Origin of the sequence: Specibacter sp. NPDC057265 (assembly GCF_042668835.1) — a bacterium.
Taxonomy (GTDB): Bacteria; Actinomycetota; Actinomycetes; order Actinomycetales; family Micrococcaceae; genus Specibacter.
Genome location: NZ_JBHUYE010000001.1, coordinates 225,315 through 242,537, shown reverse-complemented (window position 1 = coordinate 242,537; position 17,223 = coordinate 225,315). Strand labels below are relative to the sequence as shown.

Genomic DNA, 17,223 nt, shown 5'->3' with positions numbered 1-17,223 from the left:
CGCGCCCGCGGTGTGAATTCGCTGTGACATTCTCCTCACCAGGACCTTGCAGGGCCGTGAGATGCCGCTGCCCGGCCCCCATTCATCCAGATAGTGGCCAGAATTGTCCATTAGATGGACATAGGGCGTAGTGTAAGCGGGCGAAACATGAACAACCACCGCCTTGCCGGGCCGGCCTTCCCCCTGCGGGAGCCGGCCGCCGGCACTAAAGGCCACTAAAGAAAGCCACGCCATGAGCAATCCTCCAAAAGCGGCAACCCTGGAGAACCCAACAGTCAACAGCCGGGGCCGGGTCATCGTAGCCAGCCTCATTGGCACCACCGTTGAGTTTTATGATTTCTACGTCTACGCCACGGCAGCCGTGCTGGTCTTCCCGGCACTCTTCTTCCCCACGGCCGACGCCGCCACGGCGCTGCTGAGCTCCTTCGCCATCTTTGGTGTGGCCTTCGTGGCACGCCCCCTGGGCTCCATTGTGTTTGGCCACTTTGGCGACAAGGTGGGCCGCAAGGGCACCCTGGTGGCGTCCCTGCTCACCATGGGAATTGCCACCTTCCTCATTGGCTGCCTGCCCACGGCCCTGGTTCCGGGCTGGACCTTCTGGGCACCGGCGCTGCTGGTGCTCATGCGCTTCCTGCAGGGCCTGGCCCTGGGCGGGGAATGGAGCGGCGCGGCACTGCTGGCCACTGAAAACGCCCCGGCCGGAAAGCGTGCCATCTGGGGCACCTTCCCGCAGCTTGGCGCACCCATTGGCTTCATCCTGGCCAACGGCATCTTCCTGGCCTTGAGCCTGGGCCTGAGCACCGAGCAGTTCCAGTCCTGGGGCTGGCGCGTGCCGTTTTTGCTCAGCGCCGTCATGGTGATTGTTGGCCTGTATGTGCGCTTGAAGCTCGTTGAAACACCTGCGTTCCAGAAGGTCATTGACCAGGGCGAGGTGTCCAAGCTGCCCCTGGGCCGGGTCTTTAAGACCAGCTGGCGTCCGCTGATCCTTGGCACCTTTGTCATGCTGGCCACCTACGTGCTGTTTTACCTCATGACCACCTTCACCCTCTCCTACGGCACCGCGGCATCCACGCTCGAAGCCGCCAAGGCCAAGGCCGAAGCAGCCGGCAAGCCCATGTCCGCCGAGTCCATCGCCACCTGGGTGCCCGGACTGGGCTACACCCGCAACGAGTTCCTGGTCATGCTCATCATTGGTGTGGTGTTCTTTGGCATCTTCACCCTGGTCTCCGGGCCCCTGGCCGAGAAGTTCGGCCGCCGCAAGACCCTGCTGTGGGTCACCGCCGGCATCCTGGTCTTTGGCCTGACCTTCGTGCCGCTCTTTGGCGCCGGCACGGCCGGAGTCATGGTGCTGCTGATCCTGGGCTTCACCTTGATGGGCCTGACCTTTGGCCCCATGGGTGCGCTGCTGCCGGAGCTGTTCCCCACCAACGTCCGCTACACGGGTTCGGCCATCAGCTACAACGTCTCCAGCATCCTCGGTGCCGCCGTGGCCCCGTTCATTGCCGTGGCGCTGTGGCAGGCCGCGGACGGCAGCCCCGTTTTGGTGGGCGTGTACCTGTCCTCAATGGCGGTGCTGACGCTCATAGCGCTGCTGATCATGAAGGAAACCCGCGACCTTGAGTACACCTCAAACGTGAGCTGATTTGGCGCACCGGCGCGCGCGGAATCCATTGCTGCACCGTCGCGGCGCCGGGCTGGATTCATGGGCGCAGGGCCTCCGGGAACGGAAGCCCTGCGCCAACACCAGTGTGGCGTCAGACGCGTCAACGGATGCTAGGAACCGCAGGCCTTTTGTTCCGCGGCCTGCGGGCCAGGGCGGCCACCCTGGCCCGCAGGATCAGTGGGTTGAACGGTTTAACAATGTAGTCATCGGCCACCGACTCCAACGCCGTGTACAGGTCGAAGGGGTCGCTGCTCGCTGCAACGACCAGGATGTAGGCGTTGCTGAAGCTTTGAATCTGCCGGATGCCGTCCAGGCCGTCAGTGCCTTCCGCGCCGTCGGTGCCGTCCGTGCCCAGAGCACCGGGCGGTGGGGGCAGGTGCAGTTCCGTGGTCACCAAAACCGGGTGGTGTTCACGCGCGAGCCGCACACCCTCGGCGGCTGTGCCGGCGGTGTGGACGCGGTAGCCCATTCCGGTCAACAGGGCCGTCAGGCACTCGCGCATATCCGGGTCGCTGTCGATGACAACTGCCCCCAATGCTCCCTTGCTTGTCTCCATGGCTCAGTTCCCGGACGCGGTGCCCGGGAGGGCGTAGCCAAGGGTGAGCGTATCCAAAATGGTTTGACGGCTGAAGACGCCGGTTCCCGGAGCGGTCTCGGTGAGCAGGTCAAAGGTGAAGGTGATTTCGGTGCTGTGTGCCTCGGGATTGGCCGGGACCACCACGCCGGAGGAGTAGGAATACGGCGGCTGGACGGCAAAATTGCCCGTGTCATTGGCCAGAACCGTCCCGAGGGCGGTGGCGTTGAACCTGGTGACCTCGATGGCTTCCTCGTTGGGGGCGCCGTCAAGATGCGCGCTCAGCCTCAGGATGGGAGTGTCCGTCGGTGTCAAGGTGTCCGGATTCTCGTTGATCCAGTAATCAATGACCAAGTTCCGGGAGGCTGCGCCCAAGGTGTGGGTGACGGACCCCTTGGCCAGGTCCCCGCTGACGGGAATCCACGCCGGAGCTGCAGGTGCCGCTGCTTCCTCCGCTTCCTCTGCTTCCTCCGCAGCCGCCGGCTGGACGAGGCCGGCTTTTTCCATGGACGAGGGGGCGCCGGTGGCGCCGGGCAACCCCGGGATTGAACATCCGGAGACGGCCAGCACGGCCGCCAGGGCCAGGGCGCCGAGCGGAACGGTGCTGAACAGGCGCCGTGGGCCGGCCTTGACGGGTCCGCGGAGCAGGTTGGGTGAGGAGGTCATGGTGGTGTCCTTTCCGGGGTGGTGAGCCGGAGTTTGTGATGTGCGGGAGGTGGGGGGCTGGTGGCGCCGATGAACGCCGCCGCGGGTGCTTTGCTGATGGTGAAGCCGGTGCAGTGCAGCGCTCACACGTGGTAGCCGTGATGGTTGCGGAGGGTCTTGCGGAGCATGAAGGCCGTCTGCACCATGGTGGTGATGTACAGCACAGGCCAGCCAATGGACAGGATTCCGGATTGGAGGGCCACGGGAAGCTGCAGCCAGGCAAAGGCCATGCCCGCGCCAATCACCACGAAGACCACCACCGGCATCAGGTACGCGCTGCCTGAACCACGTTCAGCCTTTGCCTGGGCCGCCCAGTTGTCTGTTTGGGCTCCGGTGAAAAACTTTGCCCAGGCCCGCACGAAGTGCCCCATGCGCAGCCACAGGTAGATTTCCGCAGGCACCGCCAGCAGGGCAAACGCGATGTCCTTGCCTGTCTTTCCCTTGATGGAGACGGCGATCCGGACGTTCAGGATGATGGCCACCAACGGCGGGATCAGCCACACCGGGTAAAAGACAAAGGCGTTGATGCTCAGCGAAGCGGCCAGGAGCATGATGAAGGAGAGGCGGGTCAGGATGTTGATGACCATCGAGGCGTTTTCGCTCCACCGCAGCCGCAGGTTTGGGTGCAGCGGCTGGCCGGGGGTGTTGCTGCGCTGTCCGGGCCACATCAGGTCGATGGCCCCGTAGTTCCATTTGACCTGCTGGCCGTCCAAGGAGCGCAGGGTGTTCATGCCGCCCACTGCGGCGCGTGCCCGGGCGGAGATTTTCGTGGCGTAGCCGAGGTTCTTGATCTGCAGGGACAGCAGGGAATCCTCCACCTCGGAGTCCTTCACCCACGGCGTGGACTGGCGGTTGTCCAGCATGACATTCTTCAACGCCTCCATGGACAAAAGCGAGCACTGCCCGCCCAGCACTGCCATGTTCCTGCCCCGCAGGAGGTTGTCCATGTTGAATGCCGCAAACTGGGCGCGTTGGCCGGCGGTGAGGAACTTGGCAGTGAACCCGCGCGTCTGCGGTTCCGCCACGGTGTAGATCGCGGAGATCCCGCCGATGCGGGGATCGCTGAGGATTTCCTCCTCCAGCTGTTCGATCGCATGGCGCTCGGCGACGGTGTCGCCGTCGACGCCAAGGAAGTAGTCATAGTCGTCGCAGACCTTGCTGAAGCCGTAGTTCAGGGCTCCCACTTTTTTGTCGTTGTTGGTGCCAATGTCATGGACGAACACCTCGGTGCGGTACAGGGTGTCCTGGTAGACATTCTCGTGGGGCCCGGCAAATTCACGGGCCACGTAGAAGGTTTCATCGGTGGAATTGTTGACAACCACATGAATGACATCGGGCAGGCGGCTTTGCTTCAGCAGCGCCTGCAGGACCTCTGCAATCGAGTCCTCTTCGTTGTAGGCGGGGATCACACACGCAATGGTGGCCCGCTGCGTCTGCTGTTCAGCCCGCGGCGCAACCGAGAGGTAGTTCGATTCAATGCGGTCCTGGATATGCGCGGTCATTTTATTTTCCCCTTTGACCTTTTGGATAGTTCTACTGTCCTTTTGGATGAATATACTCAACCGTGCCACTTTTAACTTGACAAAAGCTTAAGAAGTCACGCGCAATTGGCTCAAGATTTGCTTAACACCGTGAAGATTGACCCCCAAGCCCGGAATTTGGGCAAAATCAGACCCGGTGCTGCCGGTGCTGCTGGCTCCTTCCGGGCACCATTCAAGCGGCCGGGAGCGGCAATGGGGGTATTTTCGCCCCTCAGGGCAGTCGTTGGACCAGCTCGTGAGGCGGCGATGACGCGTTTTTGGAAGTGGACTGTCCAAAAGGACAGGACCTGCCGCTTGGTCCTCAGACGGCAAAAGGCAGGCCCCACCATGCTGGTGGAGCCTGCCTTGTGGTTTGTGCTGCTGGTGTGGGTCAGTCCTCGATGGTGGCCAGCACCGCACCCGCGGCGACAGTGTCCCCGGCCGCCGCGCTGAGCCCGGTGATGGTCCCTGCGCGGTGCGCGGTGAGGGGCTGCTCCATCTTCATGGCCTCCAACACCACAATCAAGTCGCCCTCGGCCACCACATCGCCGCTGGCCACCGCCACCTTCACAATAGTGCCCTGCATGGGGGAGGAAAGCGCATTGCCGTTGGCCGCCGCCGGGCCTGCGGAGCGGCTGCGGCCGGCCTTTTTGGCCTTCTTGGGGGCGGTGCCATTGCCATTTCCCCCGGAGAACGACGCTGGCAGCGTCACCTCGAGCCGCTTGCCGCCCACCTCGACGGTGACGCTTTGGCGGGCGCCGGCGTCGTCCGTGGCAGCGGCGGCGCCGGCCAGGTCAAAGGCGGGAATGAGGTTGTTGAACTCCGTCTCGATCCAGCGGGTGTGGATGGTGAACGGGCTGCCATCGGTGGGGGCGAACGCCGGGTCCACCACCACTGCGCGGTGGAAGGGCAGCACCGTGGGCATGCCGCCAATTTCCATCTCCTCCAGGGCCCGGTGGGCACGCTGCAGGGCCTGGGCACGCGTGGCGCCGGTGACAATGAGCTTGGCCAGCATGGAATCAAAGTTCCCGCCAATGACCTCCCCGGCCGTGATGCCCGAATCCACGCGCACGCCGGGACCGGTGGGCAGGGTCAGGGTGGACACGGTGCCCGGGGCCGGCATGAAGCCGCGTCCGGCGTCCTCGCCGTTGATGCGGAACTCCACGGAGTGGCCGCGGACCTCGGGATCGCCATAGCCGAGTTCCTCGCCGCGGGCAATGCGGAACTGCTCGCGGACCAGGTCAATGCCTGTGACTTCCTCGGACACGGGGTGCTCCACCTGCAGGCGGGTGTTGACCTCCAGGAAGGAAATGGTGCCGTCGGTGCCCACCAGGAACTCGCAGGTGCCCGCGCCCTGGTACTTGGCTTCGCTCAGGATGGCCTTGGACGCTGCATACAGTTCGGCGTTTTGTGCCTCGGAAAGGAACGGTGCGGGGGCTTCCTCCACCAGTTTTTGGTTGCGGCGCTGCAGGGAGCAGTCGCGGGTGGAGACCACCACCACATTGCCGGCGGCGTCGGCCAGGCACTGGGTTTCCACGTGGCGGGGGGAGTCCAGGAAGCGTTCCACAAAGCACTCGCCGCGCCCGAAGGCGGCTATGGCTTCACGCACCGCCGACTCGTACAATTCCGGGATTTCCTCGCGCGTGCGCACCACTTTGATGCCGCGTCCGCCGCCGCCATAGGCTGCCTTGATGGCCAGCGGCAGGCCGTGGGCATCGGCAAAGTCAAGCACTTCCTGCGTGGATTCCACCGGGTTTTTGGTGCCGGGCACCAGGGGTGCACCCACCTTTTCGGCAATGTGGCGGGCCTGGACCTTGTCGCCCAGGGCGGCAATGGAGGCCGGTGAGGGGCCAATCCAAATGAGGCCGGCGTCAATCACCTTTTGCGCAAAGTCGGCGTTTTCGGACAGGAAGCCATAGCCGGGGTGGATGGCGTCGGCGCCGGAGCGGGCCGCGGCGTCGAGGATCTTGTCCATGACCAAATAGGAGTCCGCTGCCGTGGTGCCGCCCAGGGCAAAGGCTTCGTCGGCCATCCGCACGTGCAGGGCATCCCGGTCCGGCTCCGCGTAGACCGCCACGGAGGCGATGCCTTCATCGCGGGCCGCCCGGATGATGCGGACGGCAATTTCGCCGCGGTTGGCGATCAATACTTTGCTCAGGCTGGATGCCGGGACAGGTGTTTCAATGCTCACTCGAGACTCCTTCTATTCTCAGGAGAGCCTAGCGTGAATATGTGGTATTTCTGCACACATCATGTCTTTTATGCGTGTACAACCGCAGCCTTTTGTGGAGTTCCTACAAAGTTGCGCCGTGTTCTCCGGCGGCACCGGGTGGCTGCCCGGCGGGCGGCTGTGTGCCTGGCAGCCGCGTGCCGGGCGCCCTGGCTCCGGCCTGGCTCAGGCGCCGGCAATGCGTTGGAGGGTCTGCAGATGGTGCTGCCATGCTTTGCGGCCCTCGGGGCTGAACTTGACCGAGGTCCGCGGGTATTTGCCCACGAAGGCCTTCTTGATCTCCACAAAGCCTGCCTTTTCCAAGGTGGCCAGTTGCTTGCTCAACACCGAATCGCTGACCTGGACGGCATTGCGCAGGTCCTTGAAGTCAATGGTTTCCGTCTTGGACAGGGCGGCGGCAATGGAGAACCTCACGGGCTGGTGCAGCACCTCGCTGAGTTCATGCCGCGGATGCTGATCATTCATGCCTTCAGCTCACGTACTGCAGCGGCCAGACCCGCGGCGGCCAGGATGATGGCTGCGCTGAGGTAGTAGGCCAAGTTGCCGTTGGGGAAGGCTGTGACACCCACAATGATGGCCGCAACGTAGAGCACCATGTAGGCGGCCAGCGAGGTGAGAAACCGCTTGGAGAAGCCGGACTTGGTGGTGCGCTGCAGCAGCGACCAGCTCGTGGCGGTAATGGCTGCCCAGGCCCCGAAACTCATGGCCAACAGCTGGGCGCCGTATCCGGTGTGGGCCACAATCTGAAAGCCAATCATCAGCATTGATCCCAGGATGGCCAGGCTGTTGAACACCATTGCGGTGGGCCAGCCGGCGGCGCTGGTGGCTGACGTGCCGATTCCCTCCGCCCGGGCAAGAAGTTCGCGCGCTTCCGAAGCGGTCGGTGTGCTGCTGTGCTCATTCATGGTGGGACCTTTCCTGATGTTTGGATGTCTGTTGCCATGAGTCTACGAAAGTACTTTCCATTGCGTCAAGTACTTTCTAATTTTGATCACGATGCGCCGGATTGGGTGCCGGTCTTGCGCATGGCGATCAAATGGCCAGGTGCAGCCGATGCGGGGTGTGCGCATGCGCCGGACTGGGTCTGGGTGCGGCGCATGGTGTTGCCATGCGCTGAACCGGGTGCGGGTTTTGCGCATGGCGGCCGGGTGGGCAGCGGCAGCCGGCGCATGGTGTTGCTATGCGCTGAACCGGGTGCGGGTTTTGCGCATGGCGGCCGGGTGGCCAGCGGCAGCCAGCGCATGGTGTTGCCATGCGCTGGACCGGGTGCAGGTTTTGCGCATGGGGCTCAGGTGGCCAGGGGCAGCCGGCGCATGGTGTTGCCATGCGCCGGACTGCAGGCCGGTGCAGCACATGAGGGGCCGTCAGGCCCAGAACGAGGTGATGGCCACCCCGGATTTGGCCAGCAGGCGCCGGAGGGTGGAGATGGACAGACCCACCACCGTGTGCGGATCACCTTCAATGCCGCTGATGAAGGCTCCCGCCAGACCGTCAATGGTGAAGGCGCCGGCCACCTGCAGGGGTTCGCCCGTGGCCACGTAGGCATCAATGTCGGCGTCGGAAATGTCCTCAAAAGTGACCACTGCGCTGGTGAGCTCACCATGGGCCGAGCCTTCACCCACAAGCCAGTGGCCTGTGTGCAGCACCCCGGACCGTCCACGCATCGACAGCCAGCGTTCGCGCGCCACGGCCGGCTCCCACGGCTTGCCATAGGCCACGCCGTCAAGTTCAAAAACCGAGTCGCAGCCCAGAACAAAGGCTCCGGGGGTGTGTGCGGCCACGGATTCGGCCTTGGCCCGTGCCAGCAGCAGCGCCGTTTCCGCGGAGGTGATGGACCCGGCTGCCGCGGTCAGGGCATCCTCATCCGCGCCGGAGACCTGGATGGTGTGCGCAATGCCGGCATCGGTGAGGAGTCTGGTGCGGGCCGGGGAGGCCGAGGCAAGAATCAAGGGTGAGGTCATGACTTTAGATTAGCCGCCCAAGCGGTGGATACGCTCAACGTCACCGCTCAGGCGTGACGAACCAGTCCACCAGGCGGGAACGGATTAAAAAGCGTTTGCCTTCGGGCGCCTCCACGGAAAAGCCGCTGCCGCGCCCGGCCACCACGTCCACGGTCAAGTGCGTGTGGGACCAGTAATTGAACTGTTCCCGGGACATCCAAAATTCCAGCGGACCGCAGCCGGGCAGGTCAAAAAGGCCCAGCAGGATGTCGGCTTCGGCGGTGATGAAATCCCCGGCCGGGTAGCACATGGGGGAGGAGCCGTCGCAGCAGCCACCGGACTGGTGGAACATCAGCGGCCCGTGCCGGGACCACAGGGTGGTGAGCAGCTCCACCGCCGCGGGCGTCAGGGCCACCCGGGATGCGGCCTCGCCGTCAATGGTGATGGCGGCATCAAGGACTTCGCTCATGATAACTCGATTCAACTGCATGCTTGGCGTGGACAACGGTGCCGGGCACCCGCGCGGGGCGCCCGGCACCGGAGAGTAAACCCCCCGCAGGGACCTTTGGTTTAGAAGAAGCCCTGCTTGTCCTCGCTGTGGCTGACCAAAAGGTTCTTGGTCTGCTGGTAGTGGTCCAGCATCATGGCGTGGTTTTCGCGGCCGATCCCGGAGGACTTGTAGCCGCCAAACGCTGCCCCTGCGGGGTAGGCGTGGTAGTTGTTGACCCACACCCGGCCGGCCTCGATTTCGCGGCCGGCCCGGTAGGCCACATTGCCGTTGCGGGACCAGACGCCGGCGCCCAGGCCGTAGAGGGTGTCATTGGCAATGTGCAGCGCATCGGCGTAGTCGTCAAAGCTGGTCACCGCCAGCACGGGGCCAAAGATTTCCTCCTGGAAGATGCGCATGTCATTGGTGCCTTCAAAGATGGTGGGCTTGACGTAGTACCCGCCGGCCAGATCCCCGGGCAGGATGTTGCGCTCGCCGCCGGTGAGGACCTTGGCGCCCTCCTGCTTGCCAATGTCCATGTAGGAGAGGATTTTTTCAAGTTGGTCATTGGATGCCTGTGCTCCAATCTGGGTGTCGGTGTCCAGCGGGTTGCCCTGGATGATGGCTTCGGTGCGTGCCACGGCGTCGGCCATGAACGCCTCATACATGGAACCCTGGACCAGTGCGCGGGAGGGGCAGGTGCACACTTCGCCCTGGTTGAAGGCGTACATGGTGAAGCCTTCCAGGGCCTTGTCGTAGAAGGCGTCGTCCTTGTCGCGCACGTCCTCAAAGAAGATGTTGGGGCTCTTGCCACCGAGTTCCAAGGTGACGGGGATCAGGTTTTGGCTCGCGTACTGGCTGATCAGGCGGCCCGTGGTGGTCTCGCCGGTGAAGGCGATCTTGCGGATGCGCTTGGATGAAGCCAGCGGCTTGCCGGCCTCCACGCCGAAGCCGTTGACCACATTGACCACCCCGGCCGGGAGGATGTCAGCGAGGAGCTCCATCAGCACCAGGATGGAGGCCGGGGTCTGCTCGGCGGGTTTGATCACGACGGCGTTGCCTGCCGCCAGTGCCGGCGCCAGCTTCCACACGGCCATCAGGATGGGGAAGTTCCAGGGGATGATCTGGCCCACCACGCCCAGGGGCTCGTGGTAGTGGTAGGCGGTGGTGTTCTCATCGAGCTGGGTCAGGCGGCCCTCCTGGGCGCGCACCACGGAGGCAAAGTAGCGGAAGTGGTCCGCGGCCAGGGGGATGTCGGCGCCCAGGGTTTCCCTAACGGCCTTGCCGTTGTCCCAGGTTTCGGCGACGGCAAGCAGCTCCAGGTTCTCCTCGATCCTGTCGGCCACCTTGTTCAACACCGCGGCGCGTTCGGCCGCGGAGGTCTTCCCCCAGGCCGGGGCCACCTTGTGGGCGGCATCCAGGGCCAGCTCTATGTCCTCCGCGGTGCCGCGGGCAACTTCGCAAAAGACCCTGCCCGTGACGGGGGTGATGTTTTCAAAGTATTCGCCCTTGACGGGGGCCACCCATTCCCCGCCGATCCAGTTCTCATAGCGGTCCTTGAAGGTGACCTTCGAGCCCTCGGTGCCGGGTTGTGCGTAAACAGCCATGGTAAAAAACTCCTTCGCGTGGGGGACAGCGTCGTCCTTGGCTGCAACTGTACGCACGCCCACGTTGCAAGCACGTTGCATGGTGCAGATCACAGTTGGCTACGGTTCCAGGGTCTCCAAATGTGCCACGACGGCGTTGCGCCGGGGCGAGCGCGGCGGCAGCAGGCGCAGCGCCGTGCGCCAGGCTTCGACGTCGTCAGCGGCTTCGGGAAGCTGCAGGTAGGTGAACACCACCTCGCCACTGGCCTCATTGAGGATGGCCTCGCGCAATTGAATGGCCAGGCGGCTGCGCAGGGCTGTCATGTCGGGGGCGGCGGAGCGGGGGAGCACCTCGCCGCGGTACATGCTCAAAGCCAGGCGGTGGGCGCCCCGGTTGAGGTGGTTGCCCACCTGCTCGGCATCCAGCACCAGCGCCCCGGGCAGGCGGTAGGGCCGTGATTCGGGGACCAGGGAAGGCGCGCAGCGTTGGAGCAGCTTGCGCAGGCGCACCAGTTCGGCCCTGATGCTGTTCAGCGAGGTGCCTTCCGGATAGACCTTGCCGCTGAGCTCCCCGGCGGTGAGGCCGTGGGGGTGCATGGCCAGGATGGCCATGATTTCCGTGTGCCGTTCGCTGAGCGTGATGGCCTCGCCGGCAACGTGCAGCAGTCCCTGGTCGCGGCCCAAAATCTGCAGGCTGTCACGGTACAGCGGTTTGCGCGGTGACTTCCCGTGCGTGGCGGCGTGGCCGGCCACTGCGCGGGCCCGGCGCTCCAGGCGGTGGATGCGCAGCTGGGATTCGGCGGCGGCCACGGTGGCCCGGACCAAAGACAGGGTGTTGGCCCCCACGGCGGCGGGGCCGCCGGTGATGTCCACAACACCTAAAATGGCGTGCGAATCGGGGTCGTGCAGGGGCACCGCGGTGCAGCTCCAGGAATGCACCGCCGGGTTGAAGTGTTCCTGGCCCTTGATCTGCACGCTTTTGCCCAACACCAGTGCCGTGCCCGGGGCGCTGGTGCCGGCGGCCCGCTCGGACCAGTCCGCGCCCATGGCAAAGTTGATGCCTTCACCGCGCCGTTTGGCCTCCGGGTCACCCTCCACCCAGAGCAGCCTGCCGTGTTCATCACCCACTGCCACCAGCAGCCCGGTGCCGTGGCTGGGTTCAATCAGCAGCTTGGTGATGACGTCCATGACGGCGGCCAGCGGATGGTCCCGGCGCAGCTGCGCCAGCTCCCGGCTTTCCCATGCCAGCGGCGGGGCGAAGGCCTCAAAGGCTGCCAGGGCGGCAAGGGAACGCTCCCACGATTCCTGCACCAGGGGCCGCAGGGCGGGGGAGTTGCTGAGGGCGGGATGGGCCGGGGACATGGATTCTCCAAAACCACTGCAATGAAAGTCTCGGGCAGACGCCACGGGCGTGTGCCGTGGCTCACAAGTGTAGTCCATGGCCGCCGCCAGCCGGCCGGTGGCGGTAGGGTGCGGTGCGGTGGGACGGCAAAGGGGTGGGCGGCGTTGGTGAACGCCGCCCACCCCTTGGGTTGTGGCCGCACCAGGCGGCCAAGGACGAGCTAGCGCACAGCCCCGCTGTGGGCCGCAGCTGCGCCGGCGGGCGCAGCCTGGGACACCAGCTTGGCGCCCTCCACATCCACATCCGGCAGGATCTTCTCCAGCCAGGCCGGCAGCCACCAGGCGGACTTGCCCATGAGGTACATGGCGGCCGGCACAATGGTCATGCGGACCACAAAGGCGTCAATGAGCACGCCGAAGGCCAGCGCGAAGCCCAGCGGCCGGACCATGGTCAGGTGGCTGAAGATGAAGCCGGAGAACACGCTGATCATGATGATCGCGGCCGCCGTCACCACGGGGGCGGCGTGCTTGAAGCCCGTGCGCACCGCCTGCTTGGCGTCCTGGCCGTGTGCGTAGGCCTCGCGCATGCCCGAGGCAATGAACACCTGGTAATCCATGGCCAGGCCAAACAGCACGCCAATGAGGATGATGGGCAAAAAGCTCAGCACGGCGGCCGGGTTTGCCACGTCAAAGATGGCGCTCAACCAGCCCCACTGGTACACGGCCACCACGCCGCCAAAGGAGGCCACCAGGGACAGCAGGAAGCCTGCGGTCGCCAACAGCGGCACCCAGATGGAGCGGAAGACCAGGATGAGCAGCAGCAGCGAAAGTCCGACGACGATGGCCAGGTACGGCGGCAGCGCCGCCCCCAGCTTTTCCGAAACGTCAACGTTTGCAGCGGTCTGGCCGGTCAGGCCAATGTCCACCTTGAGCTGATCGGAAATGTTGGCGCCCTGGGCGCGGAGTTCATGAATGACAGCCACGGTGCTTTCGCTGGCCGGGCCCTCGGTGGGGATGACCTGGTACACGGCCGTGCGCAGATCCTCGCTCAGGGTCACCGGAACCGCGGCCGTGACGTTGGGCACTGCCCGCAGCTGGTCCGCCACATCCAGGTTCAAGGTGGCGGCGCTTTGCTCATCCAGGCCTTCGGGCAGGGATCCCACCACAATGATGGGACCGTTCATGCCCTCGCCAAAGTTGTCCCCCGTGATGGAGTAGGCCTGGTAGGCGCTGGAATCCACCGGCTCCGAACCGCCGTCGGGCAGGGCCAGCCGGAGACCGGCGGCGGGGATGGCAATGACGGCCAGGGCCAGCACCGAGGTCACCAGGGTCAGCACGGGACGCTTGGTCACGAAGGCGCCCCAGCCCCGGTTGCTGCGGGCAATGTCGGCTGATTCGTCCGCGGTGGTCTTCTCGGCGTCGCTGAAGCCCGCCATGGTGGCGTCGTGGGCGGCGGTGCTGGCCTCGTTTTTGGCCCAGACCCGCCGGGGAATGATTTTGCGTCCCAGCAGGGACATGACGGCCGGGGTCAGGGTCAGGGCAATGACCACCGAGACCGCCACGGTGGCGGCGGCGGACAGGCCCAGGATGGCCAGGAACGGCAGGCCCGTGACGGACAGGGCGGACAGGGCAATGACCACCGTCAGGCCGGCAAAGGTCACTGCATTGCCCGAGGTGCCCGTGGCCCGGGCAATGGATTCACGCATTTCCATGCCTGCCAGCAGCTGCTGGCGGTGGCGGTTGACAATGAACAGCGAGTAGTCGATGCCCACGGCCAGACCCAGCATCAGGGCCAGCATGGGGGAGATGGAGCTCATTTCAATGGCCGTGGTCAGCGCCATGGTCCCGCCCACGCCAATGCCCACGCCCACAATGGCCATCAGCAGCGGCAGGCCGGCGGCCCAGAGGGTGCCCAGCATGATCAGCAGCACTGCCACCGCCACTGCCACACCCACAATTTCGGCCACACCGAACAGGGAGGAGACGTCTTCGACGATTTCCTTGCTGTAGGAGACCGTGACGCCGTCTTCGCCCAGGGTATTGAGCTTGTCCTGCACCAGCTGGCGGTCCGCGGGGGTTACGGCGTTCATGGATTCGCTGAACTGGATTTGGCCAATGGCGGCCTTGTTGTTTTCGGAGACAAAGCGGACGCCCTCGGTGGCGGCAAGGGTGCGTTCACCGGAGGCCAGCTCGGCCTTTGATTCGTCCAGCGTCTTCTGGCCGTCCTGGTACTGGGACAGGCCGGCGTCGAGCTGGTCCTTGCCTGCCTGCCACTGGGCCTTTTGGGCATCCAGCTGCGCCTGGGCGGCCTCAAGGCCGGCCTGTGCCTGCGCCGGCGCTCCAGCCAGCTGGGCCTTTTGCGCATCGAGCTGCGCCTGGGCGGCGTCGAGCTGGGCCTTGGACGCCTCAACCTTGGCTGCCGAGGCATCCAGGGTGGCCTTGCCGGCTGCGGCCTCGGCTTCACCGGCGGCCAGCGCCTTGGCGCCTTCGGCCAGTTCAGCCGCTCCGGCCTCCTGCTGCGCGGTGGTCAGGAAGGGGTCCACCACGCCCTTGACGGAGGGGACGGTGGTGACTGTCTCCAGGGCGGCCGTGATGGCTTCCGTCTGGGCGGGGCTGAATTCGGCGCCGTCGGTGCTGGTGAACACCACGGAACCGGATCCGCCGCTGGCCTCGGGCAGTTCGGCCTGCAGCTTGTCGGCAATTTGCTGGGTCTCGGTGCCGGGAATTTCAAAGTTGTTGGACAGGGGGCCCATGAACAGCGCGGCGGCGCCGCCCACCAGGCCCATGATCACGGCCCACGCCGCAATCACCAGCCATGCACGTCGGGCGGAGAACCGTCCCAGTCGATAAAGCCAAAGGGCCATGATGCATCCATTCTGTGGAGGCGGGCACCGGGGTGCACCAGCCAAATTGAATCGCTAAAACATTTGGGTCAGGACTAAAAACCGTCACGCACCAGGGAAAGGGTGGTGCCGAGGTGTTGGCGCAGACGCGCCATTGACGGCTCCGAGGTGTCGGCGCCGCATTCGGCGTACCAGATTTGGACGGCTGCGCGGCAGCTGCCCACAATGGCCCCCACCAGCGCCAGAACATACAGTTCGGTGGTGTCCGCCGGCAGCCGCCGGCGCGCCACCTGCACAATTTTCCTGGTGCATTCATCCCAGGCCTGGAGCTGGAAGCGGTCCAGATGGGGATCCTGCGTCAGGGTGAAGGTCTCAGCCAAAATGGCCAGATCCGCGGAACTTCCCACCACGGAGAGGGCCTGCAGGGCCGATTCCAGGAAAGGTTCGTCTGCGGGCCGGGCCTGGAACTCACTGATGACCGAGTCCAGGTAGCGCTGGGTGTAGCTGGTGACGGCCGCTTCGACGGAGGAGAAGTAGTTGAAGAAGGTGCGCCGGGAAACGCCAGCGGCGGCGGCGACGTCGTCCACCGTGAAGGAGCCGAGGCCGCTGCTGCGCAAAAAATCCAGCGCGGCGGCGGCAATGGCTTCCCGGGTGGCAGCCTTGTTCAGCTCCCGCCGCGACGGCGGCGTGCCGGGAAGCCGCTCGGCGGGGTTGACGGAAATACTCACATGAATACACTAAGTGCAAGTTTGCACATGGTGCAAACTTGCCGTGTGTGCGCCGGGTTCCGCCGGGGCGCCGGCACGCCAAAGCCCCGCCGCAGTTTTCCCTGGCGGGCAAACTGCGGCGGGGCTTTGGGGCCGGTTGAAAGGATCCGCGGCAGGGGTCAGGCGTTGACGGCGTCGCGCTTGGGCGCGTCGTCGGCCAGGGCGGCCAGCTCCTCATCGCTGTCATCGGCGAAGGGGTTGCCGTTGCGCGGTGCGTTGTACAGCTCCTGGTTCAAAATCCCCTGGCGCTTGGCCACAATGGTGGGCACCAGGGCCTGGCCGGCAACATTCAAGGCGGTGCGGCCCATGTCCACAATGGGGTCCACTGCCAGCAGCAGCCCCACGCCGGCCAGCGGCAGACCCAGGGTGGACAGGGTCAGGGTCAGCATGACCACGGCGCCGGTGGTGCCGGCGGTGGCGGCCGAGCCGAGCACCGACACCAGCACAATGAGCAGGTACTGTCCCAGGTTCAGGTCAATGCCGAAGAACTGGGCCACGAAGATGGCGGCAATGGCCGGGTAGATGGCTGCGCAGCCATCCATCTTGGTGGTGGCGCCCAGGGGCACGGCGAAGGATGCGTAGGCCCGGGGCACGCCCAGGTTGCGTTCGGTGACGCGCTGGGTCAGCGGCAGGGTGCCAATGGAGGAGCGGGACACAAAGCCCAGTTGCACCGCCGGCCACACGCCGGAGAAGTACTGCTTGATGGACAGGCCGTGGGCCTTGATGAGCACCGGGTAGACCACGAACATGACCAGGGCCAGGCCCACGTAGATGGCCAGGGTGAACTTGCCCAAGGACCCAATGGTGGTCCAGCCGTAGCTGGCCACGGCATTGCCAATCAAGCCCACGGTGCCAAGGGGCGCCAGGCGGATGATCCACCACAGCACCTTCTGGATCACTGCCAAGGCGGAGCCGTTGAGCTTGAGGAAGGGATCGGCGGCCTTGCCCACCTTCAGGGCGGCAATGCCCACCACCACGGCAATGACCAGGATCTGCAGCACATTAAAGCTCACGGAGGTGCTCAGCGCGCCGGATTCGGCCGCCTTGGTCGAGGCACTCAAGCCCAGGAAGTTGGAGGGGAACAGGCCCACCACAAAGGCCCACCAGTCACCGGTGCCGCCCTTGTAGTCCTGCGGTGTGGCAGTGCCGGTCCCGGCGCCAGGCTGGAAGATGGTGCCCAGCACAATGCCAATGGTGACGGCAATGAGCGCGGTGATGGCAAACCACAGCAGCGTGTTCCAAGCCAGCCGGGCGGCGTTGGTGACCTGGCGCAGATTGGCAATGGAGGAGACCACTGCGGTGAAGATCAGCGGCACCACGGCGGCCTTCAAAATGGAGACATAGCTGGAGCCGATGGTGGCCAGGGCCGTCATGAGGCCATTGGGCTTCCCATCCGCGCCCGGGCCCAGCTGGCGTGCCACCAGGCCCAAAATGAGGCCGATGAGGAGCCCGGCAATGATTTGCACGCCAAAGGAGCCGGCCCATGCGGGCAGCCTGCGTGTTGTGGAGGTGCTTGCTGTGGAAGTCATGGCCTCCACGTTAGGCGCGGAAATATAACACCCCATAA

At 65.0% G+C, this 17,223-nt stretch carries 14 protein-coding genes; 1 reads left to right on the top strand and 13 read right to left on the bottom strand.

Annotated features, from left to right (window positions below; translation table 11 throughout):
• The first annotated feature begins 232 nt into the window (after positions 1-232).
• Complete coding sequence (locus tag ACFUCV_RS01035) at positions 233-1,642, top strand: MFS transporter (protein ID WP_380811064.1); 1,410 nt, start codon at positions 233-235, stop codon at positions 1,640-1,642.
• A 121-nt stretch (positions 1,643-1,763) separates the two neighbouring features.
• Here ACFUCV_RS01035 and ACFUCV_RS01030 read toward each other — a convergent pair whose 3' ends face one another.
• The 13 genes from ACFUCV_RS01030 to ACFUCV_RS00970 all read right to left on the bottom strand — a co-directional run bounded on the left by ACFUCV_RS01030 (position 1,764) and on the right by ACFUCV_RS00970 (position 17,185).
• Positions 1,764-2,219, bottom strand: a complete 456-nt coding sequence (locus ACFUCV_RS01030; protein ID WP_380811062.1) for a response regulator transcription factor — start codon at positions 2,217-2,219, stop codon at positions 1,764-1,766.
• 3 nt (positions 2,220-2,222) lie between these two features.
• Entirely contained in the window at positions 2,223-2,903 is a 681-nt protein-coding gene (locus ACFUCV_RS01025) for a hypothetical protein (RefSeq protein WP_380811060.1), read from the bottom strand.
• A 122-nt stretch (positions 2,904-3,025) separates the two neighbouring features.
• Positions 3,026-4,444: a glycosyltransferase gene (locus tag ACFUCV_RS01020; RefSeq protein ID WP_380811058.1), complete on the bottom strand. Its 1,419-nt coding sequence runs from the start codon at positions 4,442-4,444 to the stop codon at positions 3,026-3,028.
• Positions 4,445-4,853: 409 nt separating this feature from the next.
• On the bottom strand, positions 4,854-6,653 hold the full coding sequence (locus ACFUCV_RS01015) for an acetyl/propionyl/methylcrotonyl-CoA carboxylase subunit alpha (protein ID WP_380811056.1): 1,800 nt from the start codon (positions 6,651-6,653) through the stop codon (positions 4,854-4,856).
• Between the two features lie 204 nt (positions 6,654-6,857).
• A complete protein-coding gene (locus ACFUCV_RS01010; RefSeq protein WP_380811054.1) occupies positions 6,858-7,157 on the bottom strand; it encodes a winged helix-turn-helix domain-containing protein in 300 nt (99 codons plus the stop codon).
• Positions 7,154-7,597, bottom strand: a complete 444-nt coding sequence (locus ACFUCV_RS01005) for a hypothetical protein (protein WP_380811052.1) — start codon at positions 7,595-7,597, stop codon at positions 7,154-7,156. The genes ACFUCV_RS01010 and ACFUCV_RS01005 overlap by 4 nt, the downstream gene beginning before the upstream one ends.
• Before the next feature lie 459 nt (positions 7,598-8,056).
• Complete coding sequence (locus ACFUCV_RS01000; RefSeq protein WP_380811050.1) at positions 8,057-8,653, bottom strand: Maf family protein; 597 nt, start codon at positions 8,651-8,653, stop codon at positions 8,057-8,059.
• A gap of 40 nt (positions 8,654-8,693) precedes the next feature.
• Entirely contained in the window at positions 8,694-9,101 is a 408-nt protein-coding gene (locus tag ACFUCV_RS00995) for a DUF779 domain-containing protein (protein ID WP_380811048.1), read from the bottom strand.
• Between the two features lie 101 nt (positions 9,102-9,202).
• Positions 9,203-10,726 carry an aldehyde dehydrogenase family protein gene (locus tag ACFUCV_RS00990; protein WP_380811046.1) on the bottom strand — a complete coding sequence of 508 codons (1,524 nt, stop codon included), beginning with the start codon at positions 10,724-10,726 and terminating at the stop codon, positions 9,203-9,205.
• Positions 10,727-10,825: 99 nt separating this feature from the next.
• Complete coding sequence (locus ACFUCV_RS00985) at positions 10,826-12,067, bottom strand: transcriptional regulator (protein WP_380811044.1); 1,242 nt, start codon at positions 12,065-12,067, stop codon at positions 10,826-10,828.
• Positions 12,068-12,267: 200 nt separating this feature from the next.
• Positions 12,268-14,910, bottom strand: coding sequence for an MMPL family transporter (locus ACFUCV_RS00980; protein WP_380811042.1), 2,643 nt, complete (start codon positions 14,908-14,910; stop codon positions 12,268-12,270).
• Between the two features lie 74 nt (positions 14,911-14,984).
• A complete protein-coding gene (locus ACFUCV_RS00975) occupies positions 14,985-15,617 on the bottom strand; it encodes a TetR/AcrR family transcriptional regulator (protein WP_380811040.1) in 633 nt (210 codons plus the stop codon).
• Between the two features lie 158 nt (positions 15,618-15,775).
• Positions 15,776-17,185, bottom strand: coding sequence for a dicarboxylate/amino acid:cation symporter (locus tag ACFUCV_RS00970; RefSeq protein ID WP_380811038.1), 1,410 nt, complete (start codon positions 17,183-17,185; stop codon positions 15,776-15,778).
• Positions 17,186-17,223 lie beyond the last annotated feature (38 nt).

Coding starts and splice junctions, on each gene's coding strand:
- ACFUCV_RS01035 (WP_380811064.1), top strand. CDS start 233: ATGAGCAATCCTCCAAAAGCGGCAACCCTGGAGAACCCAACAGTCAAC.
- ACFUCV_RS01030 (WP_380811062.1), bottom strand. CDS start 2,219: ATGGAGACAAGCAAGGGAGCATTGGGGGCAGTTGTCATCGACAGCGAC.
- ACFUCV_RS01025 (WP_380811060.1), bottom strand. CDS start 2,903: ATGACCTCCTCACCCAACCTGCTCCGCGGACCCGTCAAGGCCGGCCCA.
- ACFUCV_RS01020 (WP_380811058.1), bottom strand. CDS start 4,444: ATGACCGCGCATATCCAGGACCGCATTGAATCGAACTACCTCTCGGTT.
- ACFUCV_RS01010 (WP_380811054.1), bottom strand. CDS start 7,157: ATGAATGATCAGCATCCGCGGCATGAACTCAGCGAGGTGCTGCACCAG.
- ACFUCV_RS01005 (WP_380811052.1), bottom strand. CDS start 7,597: ATGAATGAGCACAGCAGCACACCGACCGCTTCGGAAGCGCGCGAACTT.
- ACFUCV_RS01000 (WP_380811050.1), bottom strand. CDS start 8,653: ATGACCTCACCCTTGATTCTTGCCTCGGCCTCCCCGGCCCGCACCAGA.
- ACFUCV_RS00995 (WP_380811048.1), bottom strand. CDS start 9,101: ATGAGCGAAGTCCTTGATGCCGCCATCACCATTGACGGCGAGGCCGCA.
- ACFUCV_RS00990 (WP_380811046.1), bottom strand. CDS start 10,726: ATGGCTGTTTACGCACAACCCGGCACCGAGGGCTCGAAGGTCACCTTC.
- ACFUCV_RS00985 (WP_380811044.1), bottom strand. CDS start 12,067: ATGTCCCCGGCCCATCCCGCCCTCAGCAACTCCCCCGCCCTGCGGCCC.
- ACFUCV_RS00980 (WP_380811042.1), bottom strand. CDS start 14,910: ATGGCCCTTTGGCTTTATCGACTGGGACGGTTCTCCGCCCGACGTGCA.
- ACFUCV_RS00970 (WP_380811038.1), bottom strand. CDS start 17,185: ATGACTTCCACAGCAAGCACCTCCACAACACGCAGGCTGCCCGCATGG.